The organism is Pseudomarimonas arenosa (genome assembly GCF_014841215.1).
Lineage (GTDB): Bacteria > Pseudomonadota > Gammaproteobacteria > Xanthomonadales > Xanthomonadaceae > Pseudomarimonas > Pseudomarimonas arenosa.
Genome location: NZ_JACYTR010000006.1, coordinates 150239 through 169559 on the forward strand (window position 1 = coordinate 150239; position 19321 = coordinate 169559).

14 protein-coding genes are annotated in these 19321 nt (G+C 62.7%); 8 read left to right on the plus strand and 6 right to left on the minus strand.

The annotated features are described in order from the left end of the window. Positions 1 to 7: 7 nt before the first annotated feature. Both IFO71_RS04905 and IFO71_RS04910 read right to left on the minus strand, forming a co-directional pair. On the minus strand, positions 8 to 2683 hold the full coding sequence (locus IFO71_RS04905) for a DUF1800 domain-containing protein (RefSeq protein WP_192028419.1): 2676 nt from the start codon (positions 2681 to 2683) through the stop codon (positions 8 to 10). Then, positions 2680 to 3276: a hypothetical protein gene (locus IFO71_RS04910; RefSeq protein WP_192028420.1), complete on the minus strand. Its 597-nt coding sequence runs from the start codon at positions 3274 to 3276 to the stop codon at positions 2680 to 2682. The genes IFO71_RS04905 and IFO71_RS04910 overlap by 4 nt, the downstream gene beginning before the upstream one ends. A 327-nt stretch (positions 3277 to 3603) precedes the next feature. On the opposite strand from IFO71_RS04910, the gene IFO71_RS04915 reads away from it, so the two are divergent. The 3 genes from IFO71_RS04915 (at position 3604) to IFO71_RS04925 (ending at position 6770) form a co-directional block, all read left to right on the plus strand. Next, entirely contained in the window at positions 3604 to 4371 is a 768-nt protein-coding gene (locus tag IFO71_RS04915; protein WP_192028421.1) for an ABC transporter permease, read from the plus strand. After that, positions 4368 to 5543, plus strand: coding sequence for an ABC transporter ATP-binding protein (locus IFO71_RS04920; protein WP_192028422.1), 1176 nt, complete (start codon positions 4368 to 4370; stop codon positions 5541 to 5543). The genes IFO71_RS04915 and IFO71_RS04920 overlap by 4 nt, the downstream gene beginning before the upstream one ends. Before the next feature lie 258 nt (positions 5544 to 5801). After that, positions 5802 to 6770 carry a radical SAM/SPASM domain-containing protein gene (locus IFO71_RS04925; RefSeq protein ID WP_192028423.1) on the plus strand — a complete coding sequence of 323 codons (969 nt, stop codon included), beginning with the start codon at positions 5802 to 5804 and terminating at the stop codon, positions 6768 to 6770. A 74-nt stretch (positions 6771 to 6844) separates the two neighbouring features. On the opposite strand, the gene IFO71_RS04930 is transcribed toward IFO71_RS04925, so the two are convergent. Both IFO71_RS04930 and IFO71_RS04935 read right to left on the minus strand, forming a co-directional pair. Beyond that, a complete protein-coding gene (locus IFO71_RS04930) occupies positions 6845 to 7459 on the minus strand; it encodes a rhomboid family intramembrane serine protease (protein ID WP_192028424.1) in 615 nt (204 codons plus the stop codon). Positions 7460 to 7684: 225 nt separating this feature from the next. Next, positions 7685 to 8512 (minus strand): AraC family transcriptional regulator, encoded by an 828-nt coding sequence (locus tag IFO71_RS04935; RefSeq protein WP_192028425.1) that lies wholly within the window; start codon positions 8510 to 8512, stop codon positions 7685 to 7687. A gap of 142 nt (positions 8513 to 8654) precedes the next feature. Between IFO71_RS04935 and IFO71_RS04940 the strand changes: the two genes are divergently transcribed. The 5 genes from IFO71_RS04940 (at position 8655) to IFO71_RS04960 (ending at position 18419) form a co-directional block, all read left to right on the plus strand. Further along, complete coding sequence (locus IFO71_RS04940; RefSeq protein WP_192028426.1) at positions 8655 to 10700, plus strand: collagenase; 2046 nt, start codon at positions 8655 to 8657, stop codon at positions 10698 to 10700. 181 nt (positions 10701 to 10881) lie between these two features. Then, positions 10882 to 13710, plus strand: a complete 2829-nt coding sequence (locus IFO71_RS04945; protein ID WP_192028427.1) for a penicillin acylase family protein — start codon at positions 10882 to 10884, stop codon at positions 13708 to 13710. Between the two features lie 662 nt (positions 13711 to 14372). Further along, entirely contained in the window at positions 14373 to 14975 is a 603-nt protein-coding gene (locus tag IFO71_RS04950; protein ID WP_192028428.1) for an ECF-type sigma factor, read from the plus strand. Continuing rightward, positions 14969 to 17569 (plus strand): protein kinase domain-containing protein, encoded by a 2601-nt coding sequence (locus tag IFO71_RS04955; protein WP_192028429.1) that lies wholly within the window; start codon positions 14969 to 14971, stop codon positions 17567 to 17569. Before IFO71_RS04950 ends, IFO71_RS04955 begins: the two co-directional genes overlap by 7 nt. An 82-nt stretch (positions 17570 to 17651) precedes the next feature. Further along, complete coding sequence (locus IFO71_RS04960) at positions 17652 to 18419, plus strand: hypothetical protein (protein WP_192028430.1); 768 nt, start codon at positions 17652 to 17654, stop codon at positions 18417 to 18419. A 23-nt stretch (positions 18420 to 18442) separates the two neighbouring features. Here the strand turns inward: IFO71_RS04960 and IFO71_RS04965 are convergent, their stop codons facing one another. Together IFO71_RS04965 and IFO71_RS04970 are read right to left on the minus strand one after the other, a co-directional pair. Then, positions 18443 to 18868 carry a glutaredoxin family protein gene (locus tag IFO71_RS04965; protein WP_192028431.1) on the minus strand — a complete coding sequence of 142 codons (426 nt, stop codon included), beginning with the start codon at positions 18866 to 18868 and terminating at the stop codon, positions 18443 to 18445. Between the two features lie 218 nt (positions 18869 to 19086). Continuing rightward, the gene (locus IFO71_RS04970) at positions 19087 to 19287 is read right to left on the minus strand and encodes a hypothetical protein (RefSeq protein WP_192028432.1); all 201 of its coding nucleotides are present in this window, start codon (positions 19285 to 19287) and stop codon (positions 19087 to 19089) included. Positions 19288 to 19321 lie beyond the last annotated feature (34 nt).

Here is a 19321-nt window from a genome sequence, read left to right on the forward strand (position 1 = left end):
GTGCTCCTTACTGCTGGATCGCAAAGGCCGGTGAGATCATCACCAGGTGGATCAGGTCGAGTGCCTTCAGCCGCGCTTCGGCCCCGCCCATGTTGTCGAGCAGCTCGATCAGCCTGCTGCGCAGCGAGTCTGTCATTCGGCCGTACAGCAGCCGTTGATTCAGTTCCTCGACCAGGCCAGCGTGGTCGCCGGGCAAGGCATCGAGCGTGCTGGTCGGTAGATAGGCCAGACTACGCGGGGTATTGAATCGCACCGTATTGTTGGCCTGTACTTCGTAGCCGCTGAACACCAGGTTCCAGAAGCCATCGGCGGCCAGGATGGCGCTGGATTCGTTGAGAATCTGGAACTCCGGTGCATACAGGCCAGCTTCGGCCAGGGCGCCTGGCGGCTGATAGTCGGGCTCGTAGAAATTGAATACCGAAGGCGCCCCTAGCGGTCGCTGCGTGAACTGGCGCTCGGGAGTGAACATGCCATACGCGCCCTGGCTGCTGCGTTGGGCATCGAAGGCGCGCCACAGGGCGGTGATTTTCAGCAGAGGCTCGCGTAGCTTGCCGGCGCGATCATCCGGCAGCCGATTGCGCGCCTCTGGATCGAGCAGCACGGCACCGATCACAGCGCCAAGATCGCCGCGCACGCCGCTGCCATTGTTCTCGAACACCCTGGCCACGCGCTCAATATAGGCGGGCGAGGGGTTGCTGCTGACAAAGCGCTGGATCAACTGGCGCGAAACGAAGGGCGCCAGATTAGGGTGATGGAACAGGCTGTCGATCAGGCTGTCGATCTGTGCATTGCAGTAGTCGATGCAGGTCTGCTGCTCTGAACTCGGTGTTCCACTGTGACAGGCGACCGCGCTGGCGGCGATGGTCACCTCGCCGAGCAGCACCTTGCGATCGTGGGGTGCCGGTAGCACGGCATAGCCATCGGCGGCGGTGGCCGAACGACCGGTATCGGCATAGCGCGGGTAGCAGACCATCGGCGCATAGCCATCTGGGTGGATCAGGGCGGTGACGATGCCGGGCAGGGCATAGCGAGTCGGAACGGAGAAGAACGCGGTAGTGGAAAACTGGCAGGCGCTGCCGCTACAGAAGCCGCAATTGCGATTCAGGTTGATGGTGCCGACGGTGGCCGGGCCGGTGCAGGCAAAGCCGAAGCCGGTCAGGGCCTTGGCGTTTTCGCTGACGCTCTCCTGCGCATAGGTCGGCACGGTCTGACCGCCGGCCTCGATCGGGCTGAAATCGAGATTGCGCTCGATCAGGCCGATCGAGAACAGCTGCATCACCTCGCGCGCATAGTTCTCGTCTGGCGCAATCAGGCCGGGTGTGAGCTGGCCTTGCTCATCCAGTGTCCAGTCGGTTTTCTGATTGCGCAGATGACTGAGAAACAGGCCCATTGCCGGGCTGAGGGTGACCTCCTTCAGCAGGGTACGGTAATTGCCAAAGGCATTGCGCAACAGGATGTCGTTGTACTCCGCCATCAGGGTCGGCAGATTGATCAAGGTGCCCTGATCGGACACCACCAGAATCTGCGACAGGGCAAACGCCATGCGCTGGCGCAGCTGGTCGGGCGCGTGCAGTGCGCTGTCGAACCAGCGTTCCATGCGATAGGCGCTGTAGAAGGCGGCATTGCGTGGATCGGTCAGCACCTGTGCGGCAATCGCCTGTTCAATGGCCGGGCGCTGCAGGGTGATCGGCTGCAGTTTCTGGCTGGCTATCCAGTCGCTCAAACTGCTGGTAGTGAGGGCTTCGCCTTCACCGGGCCTGGGCCCGAAGCTGGTCTGGGTGAGGAAGCGATTCGCTTCGGCTTTGTTGCGCGGTGCGCAGTCATACCCGTTCAAGGCAGTCAGGCGTTGCAGACTCAGGGTGCCGCTGCCAAATCCGTCGACCGTGCTTGACCAGCTCCAACTGGCGCGATCGGCGTCGAGGCCGGTGAAGGTCATTGTGCCCCAGGGCTGGGAGTCGACGTCCGCACTGCGAAAATTGGGCGGGAAATCGGCGCCCGAGGTGATCTGCGCGCTCAGGGTTGCGGTGTTGCCTTGAATCGGCCCCAGCGCTGTGATCCAGCGTTGCTCGCCATTCAAGTAGGCGTACCAGATCGCCACCATCTGCCGGTTGCTGTCCGGCCCGATCACCTCGATAAAGATGCCGTGTCCGCTTTGCGCCGGGTCGAACCAGGAGCCGCTATGGCAATTGGCCACCCGGCCATTGCTATTGTCGCCGCCCAGGGCCAGTGCGGTCAGTCGGCTAATTGGCTGACTTCCGTTATTGAAACCGGCGTAGCTGCTGATCCAGCTGGCCGTGCCCGCGTCGGTGGAAGTGAATGCTAAAGTGAGTGTGCCCCAGGGCTCGATCAGCGCCTCGCTGGGCACGAAGCGTGGAGGAAAGTCAGCGCCACGACTGATCGACAGCGGTATGGCCGCGCTGGCGCCGGTCACCGGGCCGACGCCAAACAACCAGACCTGCCTGCCTTCGCGGTAGGTGAACCAGCTTACTGCCAGCCCCGGGCTGCCGCCCAGGTCGATATGTTCGACGATAAAGCCCTGGCCGCTCTGCGCGGGGTCGAAGAATGTGCCGCTGATGTCCGCGCCGATGCGGAATTGGCTCGACTGCGCCTGGACCGTCGGACACGGGCTGGTGCTGAGCAGGGCCAGACATAGGAATGCCAGAGAGTGAAACTGTCTGTTCATGAGCGAGGGCCTCGCCAGGGAAACTCGATGCTGCTGCATTGCCGGGCCGCGGGCAGATCGGGGTCGAGCAGGCAGTGCTCAGACTCGAAGGCGTCGGCAAAGATGAATTCGCGGGGGATCGGATCTTCCGGCAGTTCGCCGCGCGCGCCTTGCGCGATCCAGTCGTAGATCAGGGTCTGCAGCGACAGCGGCACATGCCCGGACGGTGGCATCTGCCGACCGACATCCGGTGCGGCGCAATTCACCTTCTGGAACAGCAGGCTGTTCTGCGGGTCGCCGGGTTTCACGCGCAGAATCTGGTCGTGCTGCGCCGAAAGCTGGCCGACCAGGTAATAGATGGAAATCTGCAGGCTGGAGAAATCCAGCTCCGCCGCCGGTGCGCTGCCGACATGGCAGTTCTGGGTGCAGCTCGATTGTTGATCCAAGGCCCGCCACACGTCCTGCCACTCGACATTGAAGGTGATCGGCGTGCCATTGATCGATTCGCATTGCTCGGCGGCTGGCAGCATCGTCGGGCCGAGCACGGCGGTCAGCAGCAGCGCCTGCCAGCGTGTGCCGGCGTGGCGTTTGGCAGCGGGGCGGCGAACGTCCATATGGCCAACGCAACGTGCAATGAATCGATCGGTTGACGTCCGATTCCGCCCGGGCTTCGTTTGGGTCGGGAACTCGCTTCGCAGCCGCGGGTCATGTTGGGCGGACAGTGCTCGCCTGCGGTAGGCTACGCGGCCTTGGGCTGCCTGCTGGACGGCAATGGACCCTGAATCAAAGCGGCTCAGCCGTCTTGCGCAGGTCTTGCTCGTGCCGAAGTGCAGGGTGTAGATCTTCACAAAAACAAGGTGTTACGTCGCCGCGGCGGCGGGGTGACAGGAGCAGCCAACGGGCATCATGAGTCTAATCAAGCAGCCAGCGGATAGCGCACGATGACCAGCCACTGGCAGTCGATTCGTCTGTTCCTGCGCCAGGATTTCAATCAGCGCTTTGCCGACAATGCCATCGGTGTGGCCTGGGCCTTGATCTTGCCCTTGGCCCAGCTGGCCCTGTTTGCCCTGTTGTTCATCCAGATCTTCAAGGCACGGGTGCCGGGACTGGAGGGCGTGGGCTATCTCGCCTTCCTGGCCTTGGGCATGTGGCCCTGGTTTGCCTTTGCTGAAGCGGTCGAGCGCGGCTCCAGCGCTCTGGTCGACAACGCTGGCCTACTCGGCAAGGTGGCGGTGCCGCTGTGGCACCTGATTCTGGCCCGCATCCTGATGGCCTTTGCTCTGCATGGCCTTGGCTTTGCCTTGGTCCTGACCGTGCTTTGGCTCGACGGTGCCCCGCTGGCCTGGCCCTGGCTGGCCCTGAGTCTGCTGGCTTGGCCGCCGCTGTTCCTGCTGGCCTGTGCGCTGGCCACCCTGTTCGCCCTGCTGCGGGTATTTGTGCGTGATTTGGCCCAGATCACGCCCTTCCTGCTGACCGCCCTGATGTTCAGTTCGCCGATTCTGTATGCCGCCGAGATGTTGCCCGAACACGTTCGGGGCTGGCTGGCGCTGAATCCGCTGGCGGTGTGGATCGGTGCGATCCGCGACCCGCTGCTTTGGGATCGTGGCATGCACAACCTCGGTGTGGGTCTGCTTGGGCTGGCCTTGCTGTCGTTGCTGGCGCTGTTCCTCTATCGCCGGCTGCGCGTGCATGTGGAGGATTTTCTGTGACCACCCTGCTCAGCGCGCAGGCCTTGGCCAAGGCCTTTCCGGTCGCCAGTACGCCACGTGAGCGACTGCGTGCACTGCTCAATCTGCTGCTCGGTCGGCCGATCAAACGACGTGACGTGCTGCGCGACATCTCCTTCGCCATCGAGCCGGGCGCTTCGCTGGGTGTGATCGGCGAGAACGGCGCCGGTAAGTCGACCTTGCTGAAGCTGCTGGTCGGTGTGCTGACGCCGACGCAGGGCGAACTCAAGCGTTGCGACAGCGTTGGAGCCTTGCTTGAACTCGGCGCTGGCTTTGATCTGGAGCGCAGCGGACGCGAGAACATCGCCCTGTCCGCCGGCCTGATGGGCTGGAACGCCAGGCAGATCGCCGAACGCGAAGCCGAAATCATTGCTTTCGCCGATATCGGCGACTACATCGACGAGCCGGTGAAGCACTACAGCTCGGGCATGGTAGTGCGCCTCGGATTCTCGATCATCGCCGCGGTGCGGCCGCAACTGCTGATCACCGACGAAGTGCTGGCGGTCGGTGACGAGAGTTTCCAGAAGAAGTGCATTCGCTGGATGGAGGAGTATCTGCAGCAGGGCGGCACCCTGTTGCTGGTCAGTCATTCCATGTACCACGTGCAGAAGCTGTGCAAGAGCGCGTTGTGGCTCAAGGACGGTGGCGTCGAAGCCTACGGCGATGTATTCGAGGTGACGCAGTCCTATCTGGCCTTTCATGAGCGCAAGCAGGAAGCGGAGAAGAACCTGCGCGAGCAACGGGCGATCAGCGCCGGCGATTTCCGTCTGCAATCCTGGCAGGTCAATGGCAGCCCGGTGGCTGCCAATCTGGTGCTGCCTGAGGATGGAGCGCTGCAGATCGATGTCGAGCTGCACACGCCGGATCAGCGCATTCCGCATCTTGGCTTTGGCGTCAAGCGCGCCGATGGCACGGCGGTATTTGGCGGCACCAGTGAAATCGATCGCGCCGAAGGTGTGTTGGCCGCGCCGCACCAGGTGCGCTACCGACTTCAGCTAGATCTCAGCAATCTGATGCCGGGCCACTACAGTCTGTCGGTGTTCGTGCTCGACCCCGAAGCCATACGCCTGTTCGACACCGTGCACTGCGACCTGGTGGTGCGCGGTCAGGCTCGCGAGTTCGGCATGGTCCGTCTGCCGCATCGCTGGGGTTGAGTCTGCCGTCCAGTGCCATGCAGACGCCTTTGGTATCATCGACCGGCTAACCGGCTGCCACCGGTTCAACAAAGCAGTCCATGGATGGACTGCTCGCGCGCAGCGACGTAGTCGCTGTCAAGCGCCCCGCGCGTACGGGCATGCCTGCCGTGTGCCTGTCGAACGGTATCGTACGCCCGGGACTTGAACTTGAACGGGATGTTCAAACTTCAAGTTGCCGAATCAATAGCTTCCGCCTTAGCAGAGTTGTAGCACCCTATGATCAACCCGCCACGCAGTATCTACACCGCTCACATTGACGTCGTTCACGGTTGCCAGTTGCGCTGTGTCGGGTGCCCCAATTCGATCCTGCAGCCGAAGATTCTGCGCATGCCGAAGGACACCTTCGGCACCATTCTCGGCAATCTCGACGTTGAGCACATTCATACGCTACGGCTGTTCAATTTTGGCGAGCCGCTGCTGCATCCCGAGCTGTCGACCCTGGTCGCGCTGATTCCGCAGCAGCGTTGGAAAGTCTCGATTGTCGAAATCTCCACCAACGGCCAAAAGGTTTACTGGGACGATTTCGAGGAGATGCTGAAACTCGAGGTGGTGAATCGCATCGTGATCAGTTGCGATGGCGACGGCACCCCGGAGGACTATGAGCGGCTGCGGCCACCTTCCAAGTGGTCGAACTTCATTGAGTTCCTGGAGCGCGCTCGCACCCTGCGTGATCGTTGGTCACCGGCCACGCAGCTGATGACGCGCACCGTGTGCGAAGTGGAAGAGCATCGGCAGCGTTGGCGCAGCGTGCTGGAGCCGCGCGGCTGGCTGACCGAGTTCCGTCGTTGGATGTACCTGCCCGGCTCATCGCAGAACATGACCGGTCACGAGATCAAGGTGCCGAACGCCGCTTGCGGCTTCCTTGCCGAGCCCGAGGAGTTCCGATCGCATCCGTGGTACGGCCAGATTCATCTGGTCTATGTCGACTGGGATGGCACCGTGGTGCCCTGCTGCATGCATCCCAAGGCCGGCGTGCTGGGTAACCTGACCCAGCAGACCTACAGCGAGATTCGCATGGGCCAGGCGCGCGCAAAACTGAAGGCGCTGATGAACAGTGATCGCAAGTCGATGCCGATCTGCGGTGAATGCGATGTCGGCCCGATCGGCCAGGAAGGCGCCAGCGTCGATGCCGCGATGGATGCCTTGAAGGCCGAGGCCGCGGCGATGGCGGCCAGCAAGGCGTAGGTCCAGTTCGAAGATCGGGCGGGGTGAAACGCTGCGGCCAGAACGGCGAGTCGGGCGGGACCGCCGGCCTTGGATCAGCTCAGTGAAAAGCCCGGCTTCATCAGCTGTCGCAGAAAGTGCTGCAACACATCCGGTTTGATCAGATAGACCACGACGACGCCATAGGCCGCGCCCCACAGGTGGGCGCTGTGATTGATATTGTCTTTGCCGTGATGATCCTGCCACAGGCTGTAGCCGATATAGATCACCGCGTAGACGATGGCCGGCAAAGGCAGGAAGAACACGAACAGCATCGACCAGGGTTGCAGCAGGATGAAGGCGAACAGCACCGCCGACACCGCGCCCGAGGCGCCCAGGGTGCGGTAGTGCGGGTTGTGTCGGTTCCGAAAGTAGCCGGGCAGTACTGAACAGACGATCGCGCCGAGATAGAAGCCCAGATATCCGAGCCAGCCGACGAAATGGACGAAGAAGCCTTCCATCACCCGGCCAAAGAAGAACAGCGTGATCATGTTGAACAGCAGATGATTGAAGTCGGCGTGGATCAGGCCGTAGCTGATCAGGCGGTGAAACTGATAGTTTCTCTGAATGGCCGGTGGCCACAGGATCAGACTGCTCAACAGCTTCTGGTTGCTGAATGCAGCCCAGGAAACGAGAACGGTAATGGCAATGATGCCAAGGGTAATGACCATGCGAGCGCAGATTCTGACGGGACTGCAGGCATGGTGCCCGAGGCGAGCGGCGTATTGCCAGCGCGACGCGTGCGGCGTATTCGGACCCTCATCCGCCCTTCGGGCGCCCCGGATCGAGTCCGGGGTGGGCTCTTCTCCTGCAGGAAGCAGGGAATGGGCGAGCATGCAGCGCTGAAAAGGCGAAACCGGATGTTATCCGGATGAGGCCGCAAGACGACTCGCCGATTACCTGCGCGAGGCTGCCTGCAGCGAGCAGGTCAAGCGCAGCTCACCGGCGTAGGCCTGGCGATACTGGCCTGGGGTGCAACCGGTCGACTGGCGAAACCGCCGTGACAGCGCGCTTTGATCGGGGAAGCCCGACTGCTGGGCAATCTCGGCGATCGGCAGCTCAGTTTCCGCCAGCAGGCGGGCGGCTTGATCGGTGCGCAGCTTGATCAGGTACTGCGCCGGGGTCAGGCCGAACACCCGCTTCATTCGGCGCTCGAACTGGGCGCTGGAGAGGCCGGCACGTTGTGCCACATCGCCGACCCGGAACGGCTCCGGGTAACGCTCCAGCAACTCATCGACGGCGGCGGCAAACTTGGCATCGATCAGGCCTTCGCGGCTCGGTTCACTCAAATCGCGCGAAATGCAGGCCAGGCCCACCAGCCGGCCGCCCTGATCGTGCAACGGGGTCTTGCTGCTCAGGCACCAACCCGGGCTGCCGTCGGCGTACAGGGTGAGATCGAGGTTATCGACGATGGCGCGCCCAGTGCGAAACAGCGTTTGATCCTGCTGGGCATAGCGCTCGGCCATCAAGCGTGGAAACAGATCGAACGCGGTCTTGCCGAGCGCCTGCTGCTTGTGCCGCAGGCCACAACGCCGCAAGGCCGATTCGCTGATCAGCACGTAGCGACCGTCGACATCCTTGATCGAAAACACCGTATCGCTGAGGCGATCGAACAAGGGCTCCAACACCTTCGGCAGGCCCACCGCCGCCAGGAACTCGCGACGCCACTGCAGCAACTGGCTGGCCGTCGCAACGTCGGTTGAGCGCGTATTGGTCGATTTCATGCGTCCTCGTGGGGAATTCCGACAAGACTGGCCCTGCTTTGGCTCACTAACCTCGTCGCGCCGTTGAGCAATCGGCCGCGGGCGCTCGGCGAGGGGTGCGCACGCGGTCGGCAGGGTTTGAACACCGAATGGGGAGCTAAGCATGTCTTGTATCGATCGACGCCGGCAAGCGGGGTGCCGAATCACTTATCTTTTACTTTGTGCGCTGAGCTCGCTGGCAATAGCGCCATTGGCGGTGGCGCGGTCGGCGCCTGACGGCCTGGCCGACACGGTGCAGCCGGCGCATGGTCAATCCGCGCATATTCCATCCGCACACATCCAATCCGAGCCGCTGCGCCGTGGCCACGCGCCGCCACAGAGCCTGCGCCGGATCGAGCACTACTACGACTACGATACCGGCCGGCCCGACCCGCGGGCGCGCTATCTCGACCCGCAACCGCCAGCACAGCAGGTGGCCAAGGGTGATTGCGATCTGGCGCTGTTCGAAACCGCCAGCGGTTCGACCCTGGTCGCAGCGATTCGTGCGGTGGCACCGGAGTGCCTGTACGGCCTGTTCGGTGTCGAAGGCAGTGCGGCGGCCAGCACTTTCGCCGAGGCCAAGATGATTACCGTTGCCAATGCCTTTGGCGCAGCGGCGCCGGGCTATGCCGGTGACAATCGCGATGGCTCACTGCAGTTGATCCTGTTTCTGCGCGCCGGCCTGTTCGTGCAGTTCTATCAGTCGGATGTTGTCGGCGACTACGGTGCCGGCTGGCGTAGCGCCATTCAAGCGGCCCTGAATGGCTTTGTGGCCAATCCGCATTTTGCCAATGTCAGCGACGAGCACGGCGCGGTGTTGTCCGAGTTCGTCACCTTGATCGACAGTGCCGGTGAAAATGCTGCCCATCTCACCACCGTGCGCGGCCTGCTCGATGCCTATGGCCCTGGCCACGCCGAATATTGGTACATGAAAGCGGCGGTGAACAACTGCTTTACCGTGTTGTTTCGCGGCCACTATGGCGATGAATTTCGCGCTCAGGTCGCCAGCGCCGGACCGGCGATAACCGATAGTTTGCTCGACTTCATCCTGCGCAATCGACAGGCCGATGTCGCCAGCGAGCGCGAATACCTGCTCAGCAATGCCGGTGCCGAGCTGGCGCGCTTTCTCCAGTACAGCGAGCCGTTTGTTTCGACCCTGCGGCCGAAGGTAAAGCAGGTGCTGGATCAGTTCGCCCTGCTCGGGCCGGGCGCGGGGATCTATGTGCGCACCGCCGATATCACCGACTATTACGATCATGCCAACTGTGCCTACTACGGGCTGTGCAACTTCCTTGCCGATCTTGAGGCCACGGTGTTGCCGCCGGCCAATGCACGCGATTGCAGCTCCAGCCTGCGGGTGCGCAGTCAGGCCTTGAGCTCGCAACAGCTGGATTTGGTGTGCAGCATCGTCGGTGGCGAGGCGGCCTATTTTCATGCCGAAACGCAAACCGGCGGATTGCCGGTGGCGAACGATTTCAATACCCGACTGGAGATGGTGATCTTCCACTCCAGTGACGACTACGCCACCTATTCCGGCGTGCTGTTTGGCAACAACACCAATAACGGCGGTATCTATCTCGAGGGCGATCCGTCCAACCTCAGCAATCAGGCCCGCTTCCTGGCCTACGAAGCGGAATGGCTGCGCCCGGCGTTTGAAGTGTGGAACCTGACCCACGAATACATCCACTACCTCGACGGACGCTACAACTGGTACGGCCGCTTCGCCGACTACCCGCTCGATGCCCCGGCTTCGGCGGTGTGGATTATCGAGGGCCTGGCCGAATACCTGTCTTACGGCTACCGCCAGCAGCTCTATCAAGGCGCGATCAGCGAAGCGGCCAACCCCGATCGCTACAGCCTGGACCAGCTGTTTGATACCGAATATGGCCACAGCTCGGCTCGCGTCTATCGCTGGGGCTATCTCGGCTCGCGCTACCTGATGGAACAGCAGCGCGCGCAGATCGCCGCCCTTCACGCCCTGACCCGGGTCGGTGACTACAGCAGCGGCTATTCCGGCTGGCTGAATGCGCAACGCGGCCTGCATAACACAGCGTTCCGCAACTGGGTGGCCTGCTTCGGCGCCCACCAAGGTGATGTCAGCAGCTGTGGCGTGGGTGGTGGGCAGGTGTTCGCCAATGGCTTCGAGACGCCGCAGGTCAGGCGGGATTGAGCGCGAGTTTGGCGCCTTTCATGCTGCGATGCCGCAGTGACCGATTGCCCGTAGATAGGGGCGTCGGTCGTCGTGTTGCGCTGCCTGCGCTGCAGCGCAGCACAGAATGTGCGAATTTTCCGTACGCACGCGTGCAACAACTGGTTCACAATGCCGGTTCGCTGCATGGGAGGAAGCTGCTGTGTTTATCATCACACTGCGCTCTCGAGCGCTGCTGTTCGCATTTGCATGCATGCTGGCCGGCTCGGTCAGCGCCGAAACCATTACCGCGCCCGGCTTGGGGTCCGCTGGAACGATTAGTTACGATGCCGATGGCGTGCCGACGATTACCGCGGCTACCGATGTCGATGCTGCCTGGCTGATGGGCTATGCCCATGCCCGCGACCGCTTCTTTCAGATGGATCAGCTCCGTCGGGTGGCCTCGGGTACCCTGGCGGAACTGGTCGGGTCGGCGGCCTTGTCCAGCGATATCCAGTTCCGCACCCTGGGCCTGCGCCGTGCCGCGGTGGCGTCTTGGCAGAAGCAGCCTGATGCCTTGCGAGGTGCGCTGCGCGCCTATGCCGACGGGGTGAACGCCTGGCTGGCGCAGAACGACTTGCCGCTGGAATACCAGGCCTTGGAGTTGACCCGCGCGCGGCGCTGGTCACCGGTGGATTCGCTGGTAATCGGCAAACTGCTGGCCTTGCAGCTGAGCTTCGATGACGAGACCAGCTACACCGCGCGGCTTGGCGCCTATCAACAGGCCGGCGCAGTGGCCGGTTTCAACGGTGCTGCCTTGTTCTTTGAAGACACTCACCGCAGTGCGCCGGCCGATGGCCGGGTCAGCATCCCGGATTGGCTGAATGGCTTCGGTGCCAGTGCGATCGGCCAGCAGCCGAAGTCTGAACCTGTCGTTCCGATGGTCGGCGCCAGCCGCTTGAGCATGCTGCAGCAACATGTCGAGCGGGTGCAGGGCAATCCGATCCTGGCGCCCTTGCTGCATCGGCGCGAGAACCGCGCTGGCAGCAACTGGTGGATGGTGGCGGGTGAACACACCGCCTCCGGTCGGCCGATCCTGGCCAACGATCCGCATTTGTCGCTGGGCACGCCGACTCTGTTCCACGAGGCGCATATCGTCTCCAATGATCCGGCGTTCGCCGAACCGATGAACACCGTCGGCCTGGTAACCCCCGGCACGCCCCTGCCCATCCTCGGCTGTACCTCGAACTTCTGCTGGGGCTTAACCACCAATACCCTCGATGTGACCGACTGGTATTTCGAGCAGTTCATCGTCAATACCTATGGTCTGCCGACCCATTCGGTGCACAACGGGGTGGCCGAGCCGGTGCTGTGGGTATTTCAGTCTTACTACGTGAACCAGCTCGGTGATGGCACGGCGGACAATGTGATCCGCGACAACTCGATCGGCTATACCCAAGGCGCCATCACGGTGCTGGTGCCGCGGCGCAACTACGGTCCGATGCTGGTAGCGCCGGATGCCGATGGCGTCGGACTGACCGTGCAATACGCCGGCTGGGGGCCGACCTTCGAACTGGAAGCCTTCCGCAAGATCAATCGGGCCACCAGCCTGGAGGAGTTCCGTCAGGCCGTACTTAACTTCGATGTTGGCTCGCAGAACTTCGCCTATGTCGACAAGCAGGGCACGATCGCCTATTTCACCTCGGCCGAGGCGCCGATCCGCGAAGACTTGCAGCAGAACACCGTTGTTGGCCTGCCGCCCTACCTGGTCCGCAATGGCTCCGGTGGCAACGACTGGTTGCCGATGTCGCGCCAGTACCAGGGCCAGGCGTTGCCCTACGAAGTGCTGTCGCCAGAGGAAATGCCCTTCGTGGTCAATCCTGACAGCGGCTATATCGCCAACGCCAACAACGATCCGGTCGGCACCACGCTGGACAACAACCCGCTCAACGAGCAACGCCCTGAGGGCGGCATTTATTATCTGGCGCAGCAGGGTTCGTCCTATCGCATCGGCCGTATTGACCGTGAGCTACAGACCTTGATCGCGCGTGGCGATATCACCGTGCAGGACATGGCGAACTTGCAGTCGAACAATCAGCTGCTTGATGCCGAGCTCATCCTGCCCTATCTGCTGCAGGCATTCGACAACGCACCGGCCTGTTCAGTAGCGCAGGATCCACGCGTCGCTCAGGCGATCGGCTATCTACGCGACTGGGATTTCTCCACCCCGACCGGTATTCAGCAAGGCTACGATGCCGGCGACAATCCGTTTGCCCTGGCCGCACCGAGCGAAGCCGAGATCGCCAGCAGCGTGGCGGCTACCCTGTGGGCGCAGTTTCGCAGCCAGGTGGTGCGCGGCACCATTGATCACACCCTGACCCAGGTCGGGCTGGCCAACTTCCGCCCCGGTGGCAACGATGCCTATACCGGCCTGAAACAGATTCTGGATACCTTCGCCCAGCGCCAGGGGCGCGGCGCCTCCGGCCTGGATTTCTTTACCCGAGTGCCCGCCGATGTGGCGGCTTCGGCGGCACCGGCCACACGGCGCGACTGCGTGTTATTGGATAGCCTGAAGCGTGGCCTGGATCGATTGGCCAGCGATGACTTCGCCCCAGCATTCGCCAACTCGACCAATCTCAATGATTACCGCTGGGGTCGCCTGCACCGCATCGTGTTCGCTCATCCACTGGGCGCGCCCTTGTCGATACCGAGCAATAACGGTTACCCATTCACCGATCTGGCGCCGGGCCTGCCTGGACTGGCGCGCCCGGGCGGCTTCCAGGTAGTCGATGCCTCCAGCCACGATATCCGCGCCGATGGCGTCAACAATTACATGTTCAGTGCCGGCCCGATCCGCCGTTTCATCGGTGAGATGACCGATACACCGACCCTGCTGCAGATCATTCCCGGTGGCCAGGATGGCAATATCGGTGGGCCGGGTTATATCAGCCAGCTGCCGTTCTGGCTGGTCAATGGCTACAAGCCGCTGGTGATTGACCCGGCGCAGTCGGCCGCTGCCGCGGTGGCGAATCTGCAGTTCTCGCCGCCCTGATCGACGATAGCGATACTGTTCGTTCGCGCCGACCGCCGCTGGACGGTCGGCACGGAACGCAGAGTTATTGAACCGGCCAATTGATGTTTCAACTGGGCGGTTCAATGAAGCAGTCCATGGACTGCTCGCGCGCAGCGACCTAGATAGAAACGCGGGCTCGGCCTGCGGTCACTGCTCGACCTGTGCAGCAGCCTGCCGACCTGGCCGCTATGGCGTTCGCCTACCACTTATGGATTCGGCAAACTGAAGTTTGAACATCCTGTTCAACGTCAAGTCCCGCGTCCGGTACCGTTCGACAGGCTCACGGCAGGCATGCTCGTACGCGCGCGCGCTTCACCGCGACTAGTCTCTCAGGCCGGTTACGCTGCAATGGTGGGCCACAGGCCTACATCTACCGCGGAACGCGACCCGGCAAATCTCGCCCTGGGGGATTGATCCTGAGGTCTGCCCAGAAATTCATCCATGGGTTCAATCCCTTGCTGAAGTCCCAAAGCGAGAGAGCAAGATCAACTGACAAATCGCCGACGTGCCCGGCGCAGCCAGGTGTTCAGGCTGCACCACAGCCGCTCTTGTGCCTGATTGCCAAGTCTGATTATCTGTCGTCTTCACAAAACGTTGGCGCTAGGCCGGCGGTACGTCCGGCCGCGGATGGGGATGCACGCATGCAGATCGACACTCAGGCTTCCAACGGCGTAGAGCAGAACGCCAGCGAACTCACCGGCTTGCTGGCGGCCTGGGGAGCGGGTGATGGTCAGGCCCGGGAGCGTCTGATTGCCCTGGTCTATCCGGAGCTCAACCGGCTCGCACAACGCCAGCTGCAGCGCGAGCGGGCCTCGACCTTGCGCACCGGCGACCTGCTGCATGAGGCCTGCATTCGCCTGCTGCGTTCGCCGCCGCAAGCCTGCAACGACCGCCGTCACTTCTACGCCATCGCGGCCACCGTGATGCGCCGGGTGCTGGTCGAACATGCGCGCAATCGCGCGGCGATCAAACGTCAGGCTGAGCGGGTGGAGGAGGATGAACTTGCCCTGCCTGCGCCGCCGGATGGATTTCCCGACTGGTTGCTGCTCGATCAGGCACTCGGTGGTTTGCGCGAGGTTGATGACGCTGCCTGTGAAGCGGTGGAGCTGCATCTGATTGCCGGGCTCAGTCTGGAAGAGTGTGCCAGTCTGCAACAGGTCAGCCGCGCTACTGTGGTGCGCAGTCTGCGTTTCGGTCGTGCCTGGTTGCGCGATTTCCTGCAGCAAGGTGAACCTGAGTGCTGAGCGCGCCGTTGCTGCGCGAGCTGTTCGACCAACTGAGCGCGATCGCCGATCCTTCTGCCCGCGAAGCTGCACTGTGTGCAGCCACCGAGAACATCGAGCTGCGAGCGTCGTTGCGACGACTATTGCAGGCCGAAGCCTCCCTGGATCCGCTCGATTCGGTTGATTCGGCCGAGCCGATCTATGCCTTTGTCGAAGCCCAGCAGCGGCGCGCCTGGATCGGACGCCGACTGGGCGAGTTCGAGCTGGTCGAGTTGCTGGGCAGCGGCGGCATGGGCGCGGTGTATCGCGCCCGCCGCTGCGCGGAGTTTGAGCAGCAGGTGGCGATCAAGCTGCTGAACCAGCTCCGGCCAGTCGCTCCAAGCCTGCAACGCTTCCAGGCAGAACGTCAGGCCCTGGCCCTGCTCGATCACCCCGGCATCGCGCGCTTGTTTGATGCTGCGATCAGCGCCGATGGCTACCCGTATCTGGTCATGGAGCTGATCCAGGGCGCGCCACTCGACCACTATTGCCGACGGCAACGTGTGTCGTTGCGTGATCGAGTGAAACTCATGGTTGAGGTGTGCGCGGCGGTGCAGGCGGCGCACGCCCGCCTGGTGCTGCACCGCGATCTGAAACCGGCCAACATTCTGGTTAGCCACGACGGCCACCCCAAGGTGGTGGATTTCGGCATTGCCAAACTGCTTGACCAGGATGGCGTGGACGCGACCCGCACGGTGGAGGGCCAGCGTGCGCTGTCGCTCGACTATGCCAGCCCGGAGCAGATTCGCGGCGAAGTGTGTGGTGTGCAAACCGATGTCTATTCGCTGGGCGTGGTGCTGTTCGAGCTGCTGACTGGCCGACGGCCATTCTTCCGCAGCGGAATGCCGTTGCCGGCCTTGCTCGCCGCGCTTGAACGCGAGCCACCACCCTTGGCCAGCGGTTCAATCGAAGCTTCGTTTGCGCCCGATCTGAGCCGCTCGCAACTGCGTGGCGATCTCGACGCCATCCTGCAGTGTGCCTTGGCCAGCGAGCAGCGGCATCGCTATCGCTCGGTGGCGGAATTCGCCGCCGATCTGCAGCGCTATCTGGATGGCCGGGCCGTGCATGCGCGCGGGGCCGTGCGCGGCTATCGGGCCTGGCGCTTCGTGCGCCGCAACGGCTGGGCGTTGAGTATGGCTTCATTGATCGTATTCGGCTCCTTGCTGTTGGCGCTGTTCTACCGCAGCAGCTCGTTGAGTTTGGAAGCCGAACGCAACAAGGCACAGCTGGCGCAGATTCACGCCGAGCTTGAGCGCAGTCGTGCCGAGCAGTTGAACGAATTGATCCTCGATAGCTTTCGAGTCGCCGACCCGCGCCAGGGCGAAGGGGCCGAACTGAGTGCGCGCAAAGTGCTGGATCGCGCGGCGGAACGACTGGGAGTGCTCTCGGAGTCAACGGTCGGCAACGCCGAACTGCTGCTGACCCTGTCCGCTGCCTATGTCGGCCTGGGGCTCTACGATCAGGCTGAAACGGTGCTGTCGAGGGCAGCCCAACTCAGCGCCAGCCGGCCATCCGAACAGGCCAAGGTCGAACTTCAGCGGGCCGATCTGGCCCGGCGTCGCACCCAGTTCGCTGAGGCAGGCGAGCATCTGGCGCAGGCACGAGGCTTGATGCTGGGCCAGGGCGAACAGCTGGCAGGTCTGCGACTTGATGCCGATGAGCAGGAGGCCTTGTTGGCCTTGGCTACCGATCGCGGCGCCGAGGGCGTGCAGTTGTTGCAGCGAAACCGCGCCCAACGGATCGCCCTGCAAGGCGTGGCGCATCGCGACAGCCGACGGGTGGGCCGCCAGCTGGCCTTTGCCCATCGCTCGCTGGGTGAGTTCGAGCAGGCCGAGGCCGCCTTGCTGCAACTGTTGGGCGAGGTAGGAGGCGAGACCGCGCAGGCGGCGGAGCGGCAACGTCTGCTGGCTGAACTCGCCGCATTGCGATTGCGTCAGCGACGCACTGACGATGCCATGCAGGCGGCCCAGCAATCGCTGCAGGCGGCGCGCGATCTGTACGGCTCGCGTCATGTGGCGACCGCCAATGCGCTGGATCTGCTGGCTACCCTGGAGAAGCGCGCCGGCCAGTTGCCGCAGGCCGAAGCGCATTACCGCGAAGCGATCGCGGTAAAGCGCGCTGCTCTGGGGCCGGGTCAGCTGGCCGAGGCGATCAGTGCCTACAACCTTGGGCTGCTTTTGCTCTATTCACGCAACGACGCCGCCGGAGCGGAACAGGCACTTGCATCGGCAGTCGGAATTGCCGCCCAGCATTGGCATGCCAGCCATTCCAACCTGCATCTGCTGCGCACCAAATGGGCAGCCAGTCTGGTAGCGCTGGGCCGCATCGACGAAGCGGAAGCCTTGCTGCAGCAAGCTAAACAGGTATTCGCTGCCGCCCCTGAGCAGAACGAGGTGAATCTGGCCTGGGTGCGCGCCGAGCTGGCCGAGATTCGCCAGCAGCAGGCCGAACCCGAGGCATCGCGCCAGCTGATCGAACAGGCCTGGCCGGTGCTCAGCGCCCACCTTGCCGCCGATGACCCGGAACTGTCGTTGATTCGCTCGCGCTACCAGCGCCACGCCGAGCCGGCTCCGTGATCCTCGCCCACGGGATTTTTCGCATTGACTATCGCCGGCTGCTGCTGGCGCTTCTGTTTCCGCATCGCTACAGGATGATGAAATGAGTCGTTATTTCGAATGGTGTCTATTACTTGCCTGCGCGCTTGTTCCTGCTCTTGGCCATGCAAGAGCCGATGAATGCGTTTCCACCGGCTCGGATCTCACCGACCCCAACTCGCCCAAGACTATCAGTACATCAACTGAGCGCGCGCCGTTTTGCGACGTGCAGTTCCAAAGCACAAACAGCATGGTGGGCGCTGCCTGGCTGAAACGCGATTTGGAGGCTAGCTACAACGCGGGCTGGAAAATCACTGCAGAGCTGAGTGCCGACCGCATTTCGGGATGGGCCGAAACTCCCTTCCTTAGCATCGATGTTCGCTCAGAGGAGGGTGCCAAGCAGGTGCTGCGGATCGGGCGTAGTCCGTCACTGGCGTACGATCCTCAGCCACCCGATCACCTGTTGGCAGTATGGCCGGATAGCTCGCCTGACAGCAGCCGCTCAATCAGCCTGAGGTTTCCGCTCGAGCACGGCGCCGAACATGCTTACCTGTTGGAGATTGCGTTGCGTCGCGACCCGCAACAGTTACTCACCTGGTTGGGCTTGTGTTTCGAAGGTCAGGTGCAGTGGGTGCCGATCGCCGCGCGGCCGTCGGATCAGTTTCGGATCCAGTTTGGCACCTTGGCGGCGAGCGATCCGAGCGAACTCGCCCAACTCAATTCGCTGTACTACGGCCGCCATTTCAGTCTGCTGCACACCCTGAGGCCAGGTACGACGCAGTCGGTATGTGGTGTGGCACCTCCCGCACCGGATGCATCGATTCGCCCCTGATCCCGGCGTGATCACCGACTGCATCAGGTCTTTGGCGTCGACTCTGGGGAGGCTGTTGCTGCAATACCCGCCACCCGTAGCGCCTCCTCGATCGCCGGCAGATTGAAGCCGGCGATTCGACGATTGCCGATCAGCACGACGGGCACGCCGTTCGCCTGCAGGCTGCGAAAGCTCTGCATGGCCTGCTCGGAAAGGTCGATCTGGAAGTCGTGATAGGCAATGCCCTGCTGATCGAGATGTTCACGCAGCCGGCTGCACCAGGGGCAGGTGGTGGTGGTGAACAACACCACTGGTTGCCCGGTGCTGGCGAACAAGCTGGCATAGTCGCCTTCGACGTAGGCCGGTTCAGGAAACGCATACGCGTACGCCCGCTGGGCCCAGGGGCCGGCCTTGAGGCCGATCAGAAAGCACAATGCAATCGCCAGTGCGATGCCGATATTCTTTAACATGAGAGTTCGCCATGGTAGCCGGAGGGGCGTAGTGATTGCTGCCCGTTGGAAGCCGGCGAACTCACTGAGTTCGCCGGCGGCCTTGTTCTCAGTGGGCCCCGCGGTTTGATTTCCGTGGGGCGGAACAGCAAGGATCCCGTTCGCTCGAACAGCGGCCCGTCCTGAGTCTGTTGAAGTACGCCGATGCCGAGCGTGGGTTCCTCACAGCATGAAGCGCACTAGCGAATCGTGCACTGACGCACACAGTAGAACAGGATTGCACGGCACACGTTCTTCGGCGTATGGCCGTCAAGCAGGCAGGCTTGGAACTCTTCGTTGCATTGAACGGTGCAGGCATCGCCCGCCCGAGCTTTCGATACACCCAAGCCCAGGCCAAGGGCCAGCACACTCATTGCCAAGCCGAGTTTGTACTTGTTCATTGCATGATTCTCCAGTTGGGATGAACGGGGTACC